Origin of the sequence: Nocardiopsis halotolerans DSM 44410 (genome assembly GCF_000341065.1) — a bacterium.
Classification (GTDB): Bacteria; Actinomycetota; Actinomycetes; order Streptosporangiales; family Streptosporangiaceae; genus Nocardiopsis; species Nocardiopsis halotolerans.
In genome coordinates this window covers 1-14,266 of record NZ_ANAX01000185.1, presented here as the reverse complement: position 1 = coordinate 14,266, position 14,266 = coordinate 1, and the positions used below count along the sequence as shown (strand labels likewise).

At 70.9% G+C, this 14,266-nt stretch carries 9 protein-coding genes; 2 read left to right on the top strand and 7 right to left on the bottom strand.

Features of this window, described 5'->3' with window-relative positions; genetic code table 11:
* The 4 genes from D455_RS0114170 to D455_RS0114155 all read right to left on the bottom strand — a co-directional run.
* Positions 1-477, bottom strand: a 477-nt coding sequence (locus D455_RS0114170; RefSeq protein WP_017571374.1) for an L-histidine N(alpha)-methyltransferase, incomplete at its 3' end; no start/stop codon positions are given.
* On the bottom strand, positions 474-1,475 hold the full coding sequence (locus D455_RS0114165) for an iron-containing redox enzyme family protein (RefSeq protein ID WP_017571373.1): 1,002 nt from the start codon (positions 1,473-1,475) through the stop codon (positions 474-476). The genes D455_RS0114170 and D455_RS0114165, both read right to left, overlap by 4 nt.
* Complete coding sequence (locus D455_RS0114160; RefSeq protein WP_017571372.1) at positions 1,472-1,687, bottom strand: CDGSH iron-sulfur domain-containing protein; 216 nt, start codon at positions 1,685-1,687, stop codon at positions 1,472-1,474. The genes D455_RS0114165 and D455_RS0114160 overlap by 4 nt, the downstream gene beginning before the upstream one ends.
* On the bottom strand, positions 1,680-2,342 hold the full coding sequence (locus tag D455_RS0114155; RefSeq protein ID WP_017571371.1) for a HemK2/MTQ2 family protein methyltransferase: 663 nt from the start codon (positions 2,340-2,342) through the stop codon (positions 1,680-1,682). The genes D455_RS0114160 and D455_RS0114155 overlap by 8 nt, the downstream gene beginning before the upstream one ends.
* A gap of 855 nt (positions 2,343-3,197) precedes the next feature.
* Between D455_RS0114155 and D455_RS0114150 the strand changes: the two genes are divergently transcribed.
* Entirely contained in the window at positions 3,198-4,991 is a 1,794-nt protein-coding gene (locus D455_RS0114150; RefSeq protein WP_017571370.1) for a calcineurin-like phosphoesterase C-terminal domain-containing protein, read from the top strand.
* Between the two features lie 405 nt (positions 4,992-5,396).
* On the opposite strand, the gene D455_RS0114145 is transcribed toward D455_RS0114150, so the two are convergent.
* On the bottom strand, positions 5,397-5,972 hold the full coding sequence (locus D455_RS0114145; protein WP_017571369.1) for a snapalysin family zinc-dependent metalloprotease: 576 nt from the start codon (positions 5,970-5,972) through the stop codon (positions 5,397-5,399).
* A gap of 354 nt (positions 5,973-6,326) precedes the next feature.
* Positions 6,327-9,353: a glycosyl hydrolase gene (locus tag D455_RS0114140; RefSeq protein ID WP_017571368.1), complete on the bottom strand. Its 3,027-nt coding sequence runs from the start codon at positions 9,351-9,353 to the stop codon at positions 6,327-6,329.
* 1,450 nt (positions 9,354-10,803) lie between these two features.
* Between D455_RS0114140 and D455_RS0114130 the strand changes: the two genes are divergently transcribed.
* Positions 10,804-12,735, top strand: a complete 1,932-nt coding sequence (locus tag D455_RS0114130) for a hypothetical protein (RefSeq protein ID WP_017571366.1) — start codon at positions 10,804-10,806, stop codon at positions 12,733-12,735.
* 740 nt (positions 12,736-13,475) lie between these two features.
* Here D455_RS0114130 and D455_RS30395 read toward each other — a convergent pair.
* Positions 13,476-14,266 (bottom strand): WD40 repeat domain-containing protein (locus D455_RS30395; protein ID WP_040684860.1); only part of this gene is annotated, 791 nt, incomplete at its 5' end.

Sequence of the window (14,266 nt, the reverse complement as noted above, 5' to 3'; positions counted from 1 at the left end):
GCCGGGATGGGTGCGTAGCCAGTCGAGACCGGCCTCGTAGCGTCCCCACAGGCCCGTGACCTCCAGGCCGTCCAGCTCCGCGCACAACGCGGCGCCGCTGGACCGCAGCATGCCCCGGTCGACGTCGATCGGCAGGTAGGTGGTCCCACGCAGGCGCACACAGCCCTCCAGGAGCAGCCGTGTCTTCTTCGCGCTTCCGCTGCCCAGCTCCGCGATCCGCCCGCAGGCGAGCAGCTCGGCCATCTCCGGGGCGTGGCGCTCCAGCAGCTCGCGTTCCACGCGGGTCAGGTAGTACGTGGGCAGTTCGGTGATCTGCTCGAACAGCGCGGAGCCGACCGCGTCGTAGCCGAGCCAGGGCGGCAGCCGGGGCGGTGTCCGCCGGAGACAGTCGCGCACGACCGCGTCCTCCGGCACCGTGTCGCCCCGGTCGGCGACCGGGACGACACGGGCCCGCGTCTCCGGTCCCGGTGGTCTCATGGTCTCCTCCCGTCCACCCCGTCGCGGAAGCTCGACTCGCCGCGGTTCCAGTGGTGTAGCAGGCGCTCCTCCGACCGGTCGGCCAGGAACAGGCTGCCGCGGATGCCGAACACGACGTCGGAGGCCAGTTCGGGTTCGGCGCTCAGCAGCGGCGTGATCACCCCGCGCCGGACGAGCTGCTCGTGCACCGCGTCGGCCTCGACGTGCTCGGCGTAGAACCGTAGGGCGGCCGGACCGCAGCCCAGCCTCCGCATGGCCCTGACCAGCCGGTCCGAGCCGGGGGAGGAGGTGAGCTCGATGGTGGCGAACTGCCCGACCAGCGCCGCGCGCAATCCGCGGTGGAGTCCGCACAGCGACATGAAGTTGACCTCGGCCAGTATCTCGGCGGGCGCGGATTCGAGGTAGGCGCCGTAGTCCGCGCAGAGGCCGAGCTCGGTCATCATGTCGGCGAAGAGCCTGGAGTGCGCCCGCTCGGGGTCCCCGGCGCCGTACTCGTCGTGCTGCACGGTCACGAGGGCGGCCTTCGGCGGACCGTCCAGGCGTGGGATGACGAAGGTCTGCGGGTCGGCCTCCTTCAGGTGGTAGAGCGAGCGGTGCGCGACGTACTCGCGCAGCTGCCACAGCTCCCCGTGGCGGCGCAGGTGATGGGAAACGCCGAACGCGTCGACGTGTTCGACGAGGAGCGCGTCGATCTCGCTTCCGACGTCCGCGCCAGCGGGCACGTCGTCCCTGAGCGCACCGAGGAAGACCCCCTCCAGCTCCGCGCGGACCGCCAGCAACGTCGGGTCCCATTCGCGGTCGGCGTCGACCCCGCGGAACCCGCGGTAATGGGGTTCGTAGCAGCAGTAGAGGGCCAGCTGGAGGTCCTCGCCGTAGGGCGGGGACCCGTCCACGGCGGGAGGTGCGGTCCGCTCTCCCCGCAGCGCGGACAGAACCGCCTCGGAGACCGGGCCGCGAGGGGCGGGAAGCGTGGGAGCCCCCGGCGTCGTCGTGGTCATGGGTCGTGCTCCTTTCCCCCGTCGTCACGTACGCGTCGGCGGTGGCTGGTGTCGCAGAACGGACGGTGCCGACTGCGGCCGCACGCGCACAGCGCGGTGACCACCCGGTCGCTGCGCACCCGTGTTCCGTCGGGCATCTCCACGTCTACCGGGCCGTAGACGAGGATCGGGCCCTCGTCGGTGACGACGACCCGGCGCCGGGCCTCAGTCATGGCGTGCCTCGATGACCACGAGTTCCTCCTCCACCTGGTCGGGGCCGAGCAGCCCGCGGGCGCGCAGTGCCGGGGCGCGCGCCCGCAGCACCGGCCCGAACGGGACGCGGGCCCTCGCGAGGACCCCGGGCACCAATCCGGCCTCTCCGAGCTGCTCCAACGTGGCCTGCTCGTCGGCGAGCCCGGACTGCACGAGCAGGAGCACGCCGTCGTCGTTGAGTACCGAGGGCGCCCCCGCGCAGATGCGGTCCAGCAGGAGCCGTCCGTCCGGCCCCGCGTCCCAGCACCTCGCCATCCGGTGGCGGGGCGGCGACGAACCGGCGGCGGGCACGTAGGGCGGATTGGCGAGTACGAGGTCGAAGCGGCGAGGAGCCACGGGAGCGAACAGGTCACCGCGCAGGACCGTCGCCGGGATTCCGTGCAACCGGCTGTTGAGCCAGCTCGCCAGCACCGAGCGTCGCGACAGGTCGATCGCGGTGAGGCTGGCCGCGCCCGCGCGGAAGGCCTCGATGCCCAGCGCGCCGGTGCCCGACCCGACGTCGAGGACCGAACGGCCGGCGACCTGACCGCGTTGGCCGCGTTGGCGCAGCACGTCATGGAGCAAGGAGGTGTCCTCCTGTGCCCGGTACACACCTGGCGGCCTCACCAGCAGCATGGGAGGACCACTACCCGTCCTCCGAGCCGTCCACGCGTGTGTGCCGGATCCTCCAGGAGGACGGACGGTGACGGAGGGCGGGGTTCGGTCAGGCGGTGCGGTCGCCCTCGGCGCGGAGCGGGACCGGTAAGGCCCCAGGCCCGCCCGTCCGAATCGCACGTCCCCTCTGAAATGGTGTTTTACGGTGCACTCGACGGATTCCGCCCTGCGGCCGTCGAGTGGAAAGCCGTTTCTTGTGCCACTCCATCCGGCGCGCCCCGCCGTTCGGCGGCACACGATGCCGCATCATGCCATGTCGGTGCGGAACTGCGGCGACAAACGGAGTGCACATCGGTGGACGACGACATCCGACGGCTTCCCATGAGGTTTTTCGGTGTGTGCGGAGTTGCGCTTCGCTTTCCGGGTTGACGCGCGTATACGTTCGGAATCGAGAGCCTGGATCCGGCAGTGGGGTTTCCCCGGCGACGAGTGAACGGGGAAAACGGGCAGGCCTCACGGTCACCCCGAAAGCAGGCCCCGGGCCCGGTCCGGATCGGACCGGTCTCCCGGTGGCCCTGACCTTGATCAACGTAGGGAGAGAGAACTCACTGAGGAAAACCGGTGCGCCGCGTCAGTCGTCACCGGCCCGTGGTCGGCTGTTTGTCGTGAACTGGTTTCTTGTTCAGTCGTGTCCAGAAAGGTTGCTTTCAGTCGGTCCCCCTGGCCGGCTTTGCACCCCCTCCCCCGCGTATCGGAGGCAACCGCATGCCAATGACCCATCCCCGACATGCGCAAACGCGGCGTGCCCAATGGGCGCGCCCTTTTCGTACCGCGCTGGCGGCCTCGCTGACCACCGTCGTCGCCGGTTCCCTGACCATGATTCCCACGTCGGCCGCGGCAGCGCCGTCGGAAAGCCCGGACAACACCACCTACCGCGGCGATATCGAGGTCATCCGCACACCGATGGGAGCCGTCGACGACGCGGTGCTGACCGGCCAGGTCTTCGTCGACGCCAACCGGAACAGCGTCAGTGACGGCGGGGAGGCCGGTCTGGCCGGCGTCATGGTCACCAACGGCCGCGACGTGGTGCGGACCGACGACGAGGGCCGTTACCAGCTGCCCGCGTTCGAGAACATGACGGTGTCGATCACACAGCCCGCGGGCTACCAGGTGCCGCTGGACGAGCACAACATCCCGCAGTTCCACTACAACCACCTGCCCGAGGGTTCCCCCGAACTGCGCTACGGCGGTATCGAGCCGACCGGCCCGCTGCCCTCCGCGGTCAACTTCCCGGTCGTCGAGCGTGAGGCGACCGCCTCCGCCGAGCAGAGCTGCGTCATGGCCGGGGACCTCCAGACCTACAACAGGCAGGAGATCGAGTACGCGCGCGCCGGTGCCATCGAGGACCTGTCCAACCGCGACGACTACGCCGGCTGCGGCGCGCTGTTCGTCGGCGACGTCGTCGGTGACGACCTGTCGCTCTACCCCGACGTCAAGGACCTGCTCAGCGAGCTCAACGGCCCGGTCCGCTTCCTGCCGGGCAACCACGACCTCGACTTCGACGCCCCGAACGCCGAGCACGCCTTCGACACCTTCCGGGCGCAGCTGGCGCCGGAGTACTACTCCTACGACGTCGGTGACGTCCACGTCATCGCGCTGAACACCGTCGACTACCCGTGCACCGCGGCCGAGGACAGCCCCGAGGGCATCGAGGAGCACTGCGCCGATCCGGAGGGCGACCCCTCCTACAACGGCCGCCTCGACGAGGACCAGCTCGCGTGGCTCCAGAGCGACCTGGCCAACGTCGGCCGTGACAAGCTCGTCGTCGTCGCCACCCACATCGGCCTGCTCAACTACGCTGACGCGAGTTCCCCGGTGCACCAGGTCGACCAGGTCAAGCGCGTGTACGAACTGCTGGAGGGCCGCAGGGCCGTGGCGGTGGGCGGTCACAGCCACAGCATCGAGAACCTCAGGGCCGGCGACTCCGCCGCTGGCTGGCGCGAGCTCTTCGGCGTCGAGGGCCTGCCGTTCCCGCACATCACCGCGGGCGCGATCTCGGGTGACTGGTACTCCGGTGCGATCGGTGAGGAGGGTTACCCGACGGCGATCGGCCGCGACGGCGGCCGCCCCGGCGTGGTGACGCTGGACGTCGAGGGCAACGAGTTCCGGGAGCGCTACACCGTCACCGGGGAGCCCAACGACGTGCAGACGCAGCTGGGCATCAACAGCCCGACCTACCGCGAGTGGTTCGTCGAGCGCCAGGAGTGGAACGACGACCCCGTCGGCGAGGCCCCCGAGCTGGAGGAGCCCCTGGTGGTCGACCGCGCCGACCTGATCCACGGCAGCTGGCTGACGACCAACTTCTTCTTCGGCTCCACCGGCTCGACGGTCGAGGTCAGCATCGACGGCGGACCGGCGGAGGAGGCCACCCGCACCCAGCGGATGGAGGGTGAGCCCGCCAACGTCGGCGTGGAGTACTCCGACCCGTACGCGGTCTCGCAGCAGCTGGTCCACGGCGGCAGCCTCGCCGTCCGGACGATGCACCTGTGGCGGTTCGACCTGCCCAGGAACCTCCACACCGGCCACCACACCGCCGAGGTGACCGCGACCGACGCCTACGGCCGCGAGTTCACCGACGTCCTCGAGTTCGAGGTCGTGGGACGGCGGTAGCCGGACTCCGCCGCGCGCGGGGCCGCCACCCCCCGGGGTGGCGGCCCTCCGTCATGGGTGCGCGGGCGGACCCCGACCGCCGCCGACGGCGCGGTGGCGGCGGTGGGGTGGGACCGGCCGCCGCGTGTGGACGTCTGGGGGCACCTCCACGCACCGATGCGGACGCTGGCCCACGTCGTCGAGTGGTCCGGGGACCCGCCACTGGAGCTGGGACACGGGTGCGACCTGCCGTCGGTGGCGACCGCGTTGCTGCACGGTGACATCGACGCCGCTTTCGGCAGGGTCCACCCCCCTCTCCCGGGCGGGCCGAAGCACCGCCTCGTCCGCCTCGACCCCGTGGACGTGGTGCTGGGCGAGGACCGTCCGCTGGCGGCCGACCCCGGAGGCCGGAGACGGTGCGGCTGGTCAGACGCGGTCGACCAGGAGCCGTCCGTCGGTGGCGCGCTGGCCGGTCAGGCCGCTGCCGTAGTTGGCCTCGACCCATGAGCGCTCGTAGGCGTTGGGGTGGGGGTTGGTGCAGTTCACGCCGCCGGTGGAGCCCGACATCAGCGACGAGCACGGGCCGGGCTTGGCGTCGGGCAGGCCCAGGCTGTGGCCGAGCTCGTGCGCGGCGATGCGCACCGCGTCGTAGCCCGCGGCGGTGCCCTGGCGGCCCATCCAGACGGTGACCTGCCCGCCCGGGCGCACGGGGCCCAGGTGGGCGCGTGGCCAGCCGTCGTCGGCGATGACGCGGATCTCGGCACGCTGCCCGGCGGAGGCCGGCTCCAGGCGGACGTTGCTGACGCTGGAGTTCCACACGCGCACGGCCGCGGCGACGGCGGAGGTGTACTCCGCGGCCCGGCTGGCGTCGTAGTGCAGGACGGTCTGGCGCAGCGGCTGGGGCTGCTCCGCGGGTGCGGCGGTGGCCGGGGCGGTGCCCACCAGCGTCAGCGCCAGCGCGCTCAGGGCGATCAGTAGGGGTGTGAGGACACGTCTCAGCATGGGGGTCTCCCTGGGGTGAGGGTGCTGATGTTGTGGTGACCCGGTGGGGTCGGACTGATGCTATGTGTAGTGACGTGTCGCCACAAGACGTGCAGAACGTCTCATTGCGGCCCTGTGCGCCGACCTGGAGGTTCGGGGGAGAAAAGGCCGGGATCCGTTCCGGGCCGCGCGTGGCGACCGTCGTGGCCGTCCGATGTGTCCCACCCGATGGAACGCTCGCTCACTGCCTCGCCTCAGGCGGCCGGGCGCTCCCCGTCGACGGGTGTGCTGGGGCACGGCGGACCGACGGAGAACGGCGGAAGGTCGCGGTGCCCGTCCGGGCGACGCACGGGGCGCCGCCCGGACGGGCACCGGTCACAGTTCGGCCTGGCCGTAGGGCAGCAGCCGCACCGGGCCCAGCAGTCCGTAGTCCTGTCGGGACACGTCGCCGTAGACGTCGGGGCGGAAGGCCCGCATGCGGTTGATCAGGGTGGTGGCCACCTCGACCCGGATCGTGTTGGAGCCTTCGCGCAGCCAGGGGCCGACGTCGACCACGGTGTCCTGTTGGTCGCAGGGCGGCAGGTCCGTGCCGTTGACCGTGACACGGAAGGTGTCGCTCACCCGGCCCAGGTCCAGGTGGGCGCCGTGGCCTCCGGTCCACCCCCCGCCCAGGTCGACGGTGGTGGTGTAGCGGCCGATGCCGGAGGTGTCGGCCAGTCCCTCGATCTCCCGCCAGGGCACGAGGGAGGACAGGGAGTGCTCGTGCAGGACCACCTCGGTGTCGGTGGCCGAGCCTCCCGGCCGCCAGTCCTCCACCTCCAGTTCCCAGGAGGTCAGGTCGACGGGCTCACCGACGGAGTCGATGGCCGTGGAGACGGTGCGCCCGTCGTGGAGGACGGTGGTGTAGGTGCCCGCCGAGGAGGCCCGGACCACGGCCTTCCGGCCCTCCACACGCACCTCGTCGGCGTCGGTGCCGTCCACGCGCAGCTTCTTCAGCTGCCCCGGCGGCATCCTCCGCCCCGCCTCGCCGTGACCGGCCATCCAGGAGTGCGGGGCCAGGGCGATGACCGTCGAGGCCCCCGGCGCCAGGCGCACGCCGACCTCGACCGTCCCGTCGCCGCGCGTGTGCTCGGGCAGGGGGGTGATCCGCCCGTTCCACAGGTCCAGCGCGAAGGGGTAGGCGTGCCTGACGTCGGCGGGGAGGGTGACCCGGTGGTCGACCGTCTCGGAGTCGGACCCGTTGGTGAAGTAGTACAGCTCCAGGTCCTCGCCCCGGCGACGCGCGTGCAGCAGCGGGGACGCCTGGGCGTAGGAGACGGCGGGCCGCGCGTCCAGCGCGGCGAGCCCGTCGGGGATGTCCTCGCGGGTGTCGACCCGGTACACGCTGGGCTCGGCGAGCAGTTCCTCCATGGTCCGGGTCAGCTCCTCGACCGAGCCCTGGTCGGTCCCCGGCTCCTGCGGGGCGCTCCAGTCGCCGACGATGAGGATCCTCAGTCCCGACCGGGCGTACTCCACCATCCTCCGGGCGGTGTCCAGCTCCATGGTGGGGAGCCGCCCGCTGAACGCGTCCCCCTCGAAGACCAGCAGGCCGTAGGAGGGACCCTCGGGTGCCAGGCGGCCCCCCTCCACCCGGGGCTCGGTGACGCGGAGCAGACGGGGACTGACGAACTGGTGCGTCCAGCCCTGGCGCACCCCCTCGCCGCTGAAGTAGGCGGCTCCGAAGCCCGAGCCCGCGTAGCCCTTCTGGCGCAGGAAGGCCACGTCGATCGTGGAGGTGCCCGACTGGAGGGTGTGCTGGGCCCGGGCGAGGAAACCGGAGACGTCGGACACGTGTTGCCAGGTGGGGTGTCGAGGCCCCCAGGACTCGCTGTAGCCGACCCCGCCGCCGTAGGGGGTGAACGCGGCGAACCCCGGCCACCGCGCTCCGGGCGCGTCGGCGTAGGAGAACCCGTGCAGGACCGCCATGTTCACGCCCGCCGAGTACTCGCGCGCGATGGTGCGCACGGTCTGGTCCCACGTGGTGCTGTAGGAACCGCCGTAGACCGCGCCCGCCTCGCTGCTGAGCACCTTCTTGCCGCCCAGGTCGCGCCCGCCCGCCAGGGAGCGGAAGTCGTCGAGGTTGTTGAAGCCCAGGGACTCGCCCTCGGCCGTGTCGACGATGGCGGCCTTGGCCACGGCGTCGGTCTGGAGGCCGTAGGGCTGGATCCGGTAGGTCATCCCGAGTTCGTGCGCCCACTCCTGGAGGGGAGTGATGTGGTGGTCGATGTAGAGCTGCGAGAGCAGGTCGTTGAAGTCGTTCAGCGCCCGGCGGTCGGTGTCGGGGCCGAAGGAGAAGACCTGGTCCTCGTTCACGCGTACGAGGACCGGAAGGTAGGGCATCGGGTCGTACCCGTGGTGCTCCTCGAACGCGGAGGGCAGGTCGTGCGTCCACAGGGTCGCCTCGGTCTCCATCTCGATGGAGTCCTCGAAGATCGCACCGCCAGCGGGCCCCCGGAGGAGGGAGCGGATCCCGGAGGTGAGGACGTTCTCCTCCCAGAAGTCGGTGATCGCCTGGGCGCCGGCACTGCTGAAGTGGTCGACCACGTAGGAGATCGGCTCGGTGTGGGGGCCGCCCTCGGGGCGCTGGCCCGAACCGCGCTCCCAGTAGGCGATGAGGGCCCAGGTGGAGCCGTCCCCCTCACCCGGGGCGGTCCAGGTCAGCTCCTCACCCCGCACCGACGCGGTCAGGTCCCGCAGGGTGTCGGCCTCCAGAGCGGTGCGCCCGTCCTCGGGCGAGGCGCCCTCGGCCAGGCGTACCGCCTGTACGGCGAGGAGTTCGCGCGTCTCCACTCCGTGTCCCGCTTCGGCCACGGGTTCGGGCAGGGCGCCCGAGGTCTCCTCACCGGAGGCGAGGTACCTCACCCCGTGGGCGAGTTCGCGCACGGCGGCCTCGTCCTGCGGGGTCAGGGTGGGCACCGCGGCGGGCCAGGACGGGCCGATGGTCATGTCGACGACGATCCCGCGCTCCTCGGCCCGGGACAGGGCCGCCTCCACGGCCTGGCGCCAGGGCTCGGTGCCCCAGCCGTGTCCCTGCGGGTCGAGCGACTCCGAGGAACTGTGGTGGACGTCGGCCACCTCCATGCCGCCGAACCCGGCGTCGGCGGCGTGGTCGATCTCGCGGGCCACCTCACGCGGGTCGACCAGGCCGTGCGGCCACCACCAGCGGAACTTGGCCCGGGCAGCGGCCGCCGGAGCGGTGAAGCCGTCGGGGAAGGCCTGCGGGGCCGCCGCGGCCGCGGGCGTGCCGAGGGTGGCCGGCAGGGCCGCGGCCGTGCCCGCGGCCGCGCTCAGTCCCAGGAACAGACGCCGGGTGGGGGCGGAGTCGGAGTACGGACGCTCCGTGGGCGGTGGGGTGTGGGGCATGGGGGGAGTTCCTTCCTGCGCTCGCTGGAGCAGGGCGCCGAGGGGACGGGGGAAGCCGTGCGCGCACACGTGAAGCCGGTCGAGAAACGGCTTAAAACGTTTCAGCGAAGTTTCCAACAGATCATCGCGATGGTCAATGGGTTGCGAGGGAAACCTTGTCTCTCTGTCATATCAACTCTGTGACCACGGCTGTCGCTACGCGCGGTGTGGCCGCTGGGGGGCCGATGTTATAAGAACGTTTCACTCGCATGGGTTTCGTGAGCCCCAGATGACGGGCCGTGGGGCGACGATCCCTCCGGGAGGGTGTACGGGGCGCACCGCCCCCGGACGCGCCCGACGAGCCCCGGGGAGAGGCGGCGGGCCGTCGCCACGCTCCCGGTGCCGCGCTCGGCTGTGGGCTCTGGCATGACCCGGCCGGGCACCACCGGTCAACCGGGTTCCGGTGCGCGGGGACACCCGCTCGTGGAGCGGGCCCGGACCGAGCGGTCCGGTCGGTGAGGGTGTGGACCCGACGCGTCGGTCGGCCTCCCGCCCACGATGGCGGGAACGTCCTGGCTCACGTTTGTTCACCGGACCGCGGCCGGAGGAGGCGCTCCACGTATCTCCTCAGTCTTCTCGCGGAGCGGCGTTGACGCAGTACACGTGCGCGTTCACGTCCGGCTCGTGTTCGAGGAGGTGGTCGACGGTTTCCCGGAACAGGGGCAGCCACGGGTGCGGTGGGCCCCTCTCCGGGGCGGGTCGGTCACGGTGGAAGGGGCCGTCCCCGTGGAACTCGGCCGCCTGATGAGCGAGCACGCGGGAGCGGGGGAGCCCTCCACCAGGCCGATCCGGCAGCCGAGGGTCGTCCGGTGGGGGCCGGGCCCCAGAGGGCTGTCGGGCTTCCAGCCATCGTCCGTGACGACGTCGACGTAGGCCTCGTGCGCGTCGCCGTGGTCGTGGAGACGGGCGTGCTAGACCGCGAACGCGCCGTGCTCACCGTTGGCGAAGCCGCAGACCCGCAGGTGCTCGGAGCCGCGGTGGCCGCACGGGAAGGGGGTGGCCTGGCGGTCCGGGCCGGTTCTCGACCGCGTCCCCGGAGGGTCCCACCCCGTACCGGCGCTCGTCCCCGTCCACGTCGGATGAGCAGCNGTCTGAGGCTGCCGTACGTGGCCGGTGGGGTGGCAGGGACGTGTCCGGGGGCGCAGCGCCGCCCCATGCGGCGGCGTCCTCCCCGGACACGGTGAACGGCACCGGCGTCGCCTCGGGCATCATCCGGTCCAGGGCCGTCAGCACGTCCACCCGTGCACGGCTGGTTCCAGCAGCAGTGTGTTCGCGACCTCGGCGACCATCCGTTGGGTTCCGGGTCCCGGTCACCTACGGCACTGTTATGTTGTCGACCGCAAATCCGGCGTTCCTCCCCTCTCGGGCGCTGGATTCGGGCCACGAGTGCGGTGAGGAACGAGGACCACAGGTGAAGAACGAGTCGCGGTTCGCCAGCCGTGTCCGTCCGGAGGCGGTGAGCTGGGGTGGTTTGGGGCTGGTCAGTGGCGGAATCCTGCTCGCGGCCATCGACATGGTGCGGTTTCCCCTCATGGAAGAGGATTTGACGACTCCCGACGGCAGCCTCTGGTGGTTGGCGGCCGTGTTCCTCGGCGTGATCGTGCTCTGGGTGGTGTTGCGGCGCGACACGTGGGAACGCGAACCCGGCTCGGCCACACGCCTCGACCGGACTCGTACGGTGTCCCTTCTGGTGGCGAGCGCGCTGTCGCTGTACGTGACCCACACCGCCTTCTCGTCGACGGCGTTCTCATGGACAGCGGAGAACCAGCGGCTCTACAGCCCCGATGCGGCCGGAGTCTCCCTGTGGGCGGCAACCCTGGCGATCACCCTCGGCGCGATGCTGGTGGCGGCCGCGGCGCGCCAGCCGAGGTTGTGGCCCCTGCCCGTTTCCATGCCGCCCATGGCCGGAGGCCTGGTTCTGGTACTGCTGTTCGAGCTCGGGCTGGGCGCCGCGACCCTGCACCAGCCGACGGAGCACACGGTCGCCGACGCTTTCCCGGACACACCCGCTCCGGTGCCGAGCGGTGTCAGCGAGGTCGGCTGGGAGTGGGAGGTACCGCGGGGCGTGTCCGTGCAGGGAGTGGAACCCGGACCGTTCGGCCCACTCCTGGTGCTTGAGGACGGTGTCGTCGCCCTGGACGGCTCCTCCGGCGAGACGTCGTGGAGCTACCGGCACCCCTACGACAGTCGGGTGCGGGTGGTGGTCTCCGATGGCGGAACACGGGCGATCGTCACTCGACAGCCCGCCGCGGACCGATCGGGTAACCATCACGTCGTCGAAATCGACACCGTCACCGGAGGGCTCCTTCGCGAGTTCACCGTGCCGCCGCTGCTTGAGGAGGACGAGGACACCCGCGTCGACTTCCTCGCAGGCACGTCCGAGACACGTCTGTACTCCTGGCAGGACGAGGGGGAGGGGCGGAGGATCCGTGTGCACGCGGTGGACTCCAACGAAGAGCTGTGGTCCCCCACCGTCCCGGAGCCGCGAGGCCGCACCTGCTCGAACTTCGGAGGCTGGCGGAGCGGCGAGAACCTCCTGTTGCACGAGGACCAGATCCTCATCACGTACTCGTGCGCGGACAGGGACCGACTCGGTGAGGACACCACGCTCAGGGACCTGACCTTTGCCCATGGTGAACTGCTGACCGGTGTCGTCGCCGCGTTCGACGCCCGCACGGGTGAGGAGAACTGGGTCCGTGAGTGGGACGACACGAACACGGAACTCAGCCTCTCCGTGGACCGGCCCGTCCCGGGCACAGACGCCCGCCCCGCGGTCGTGGTGCGGGGCCGCTACCGGACCGACGCCCCCCGGGTGCTGGACCCGCGTGACGGCTCGGACACCGTACGGCTGCCCCCGGAACTGATGGAATCGGAGACCGTGATGAGCAGCGGCTTCGAGCAACTCGTGCGAGCCGGCTCCGAGGGCACGGTCCTCCTCTCCCAAGGTCCTGCGGACCAGGGGAGCGGTGACGAACACGGGCCGTTCCTGTTCCAGCGCGTCTCCGCGTCCGGTGAGGTCATCGGCACGGCCGAGATGCCGTTCGGCACGGTCTTCCTCGATCAACTGCCCGAAGCCGTTGCTCTGGAGGGCGCCGTGGTCATCCCGCGTCTGGAGTACGAGGAGACGGGCACGCAGGAGAGCATCCCCGCCGTGATCGTCATCCCCTACGACGCGGGACCGGACGCCATGCGCACCATCCGGTTCGACGAACCGGAGTTCACCTCGGACCCCGGCATGCACGGCACCCGTACCGGTGACCATCGGGCGGTCCCTGTCCCCGGAGCGGTCGTGACCTACGTCCGGGGCACCGAGACCACGATCGTCCGCGGGCTGGTGGGCTGAAGTGGACAGCGGTCACCCCCGGGACGGCCGCGCCCCCGGACTGCCCGGGTCGGCGGTAGGGCGTCGGAACGGCGCGAAGGAGCGTCCGGGTGGACCGAGGCCACGGCGCCGCGGATCGTCCTGAGCCGGGTGCGATGGAGGACCTGGCGTGTCGGGGCCGCCTCCGGCCACTCGGCGATCGTCTGGAGGGCTGGGGATCGGCTCGGCCAGTTCTGCCCGGCACAGTGGCCGAGTGGCGGCGCGCGTCCCGTGGCGGCGGTGCGACGACTGAGCAGGACCGCCACTTCCTGGACTTCGTCGCTGACCATCGGCCGTACGCCTTGTTCCACCTGCTGGTGATGACGGGGCTGCGCCGTGGTGAGGTGGTGGCCTTGCGGTGACCCGACATCGGCCCGGTCGCGGGCACGGTACGCACCACCCGCCGACTCCGGGCTCGTCGGGGCGGGTTGGTGGGGCTGAAGGTGGTGCGGGCGATGCCGGGTCATACCAGCATCGTGCTCACGACGGACACCTCCTCATGTTGCCGCAGGTGACGTGAGAGGCGGCCGAGTGGACCACGTGGCTGGAGTTGCACGGTTCCGGCGGTGCGCGGCAGCGGGGGCGGCTCCGAAGGGTGAGCGCGAGGCCGGTCCCACCCCGGTCCCACCGGCGTGGCGTTTCCTCTGAGCTGAGGCAGTGAAGCACCTCTGACCTGGGATTTTGTGGTGCGCCCGGCAGGATGAGAACCTGCGGCCAACGGATCAGAGGCCTGGTATCTGGAATTCCTGGGTGGCCTCCAGGTCTTCGTCCAGGAACACGAACTCCTGTCGCCCCTCGTGGCCGAGCGGACGGAAGGCGACGAGGAGACGGCCGTCGACGGGGGACGCGCTGACCGAGGAGTAGTCCCTCTCGGACCGGTCCTCCACCAACACCTCTCCTTCCGTGTCCCACACCATGAGGAGACCCTGTTCCCGGTCAGTGTCACTGCCCGTAGCGATGACCCTGCTTCCGTCGTCCCCAAAGGACACTTCCCGGATTCGTACGTTTGCCTCGATGTCCTCCGGAGGCAAACGGAACTCCTCGGGTCCGTCACCGGAACGCACGTCCCACAGCAGGAGCGACTCGAAGGTGGCGGTGGCGACCAGACCGTCACCGAACGCCACCGGGCCGACGATCTCCTCCGACCATTCCCGAAGCTCTGGGTGGGAGGGATGCGGTTCCCCGGAGTGGGCGTCCCACACGGCCAGCCCTGTCCCCAGCGCCGCGATCAGCAGCTCACCATCTGGTGAGGTCCCCACACCGTGTACGCTTCCCCGCCAACCTCGACCGTTCTCCGGAAGGGTGACGTCATAGAGCTGTTCACCGTTGCTCACGTTGTAGGCACTCACCTTGCTTCCGTCCCAGTTGCCTCCGAGAAACAGCGTCTCGCCATCGGGTGAGAGTGCGATGTGTCCGCCGTCACCGACCTCATCAGGTAGTTCGAAGGCATGCCGCCCGGATTCGTCGATCTCCCATACGTGGATCGTGGCGACACCGTCACTGGCCGACTTCA

What these genes read in the sequence shown, in the direction of transcription:
- D455_RS0114165 (WP_017571373.1), bottom strand. Translation starts at nt 1,475, where the DNA reads ATGACCACGACGACGCCGGGGGCTCCCACGCTTCCCGCCCCTCGCGGC.
- D455_RS0114160 (WP_017571372.1), bottom strand. Translation starts at nt 1,687, where the DNA reads ATGACTGAGGCCCGGCGCCGGGTCGTCGTCACCGACGAGGGCCCGATC.
- D455_RS0114155 (WP_017571371.1), bottom strand. Translation starts at nt 2,342, where the DNA reads ATGCTGCTGGTGAGGCCGCCAGGTGTGTACCGGGCACAGGAGGACACC.
- D455_RS0114150 (WP_017571370.1), top strand. Translation starts at nt 3,198, where the DNA reads ATGATTCCCACGTCGGCCGCGGCAGCGCCGTCGGAAAGCCCGGACAAC.
- D455_RS0114145 (WP_017571369.1), bottom strand. Translation starts at nt 5,972, where the DNA reads ATGCTGAGACGTGTCCTCACACCCCTACTGATCGCCCTGAGCGCGCTG.
- D455_RS0114140 (WP_017571368.1), bottom strand. Translation starts at nt 9,353, where the DNA reads ATGCCCCACACCCCACCGCCCACGGAGCGTCCGTACTCCGACTCCGCC.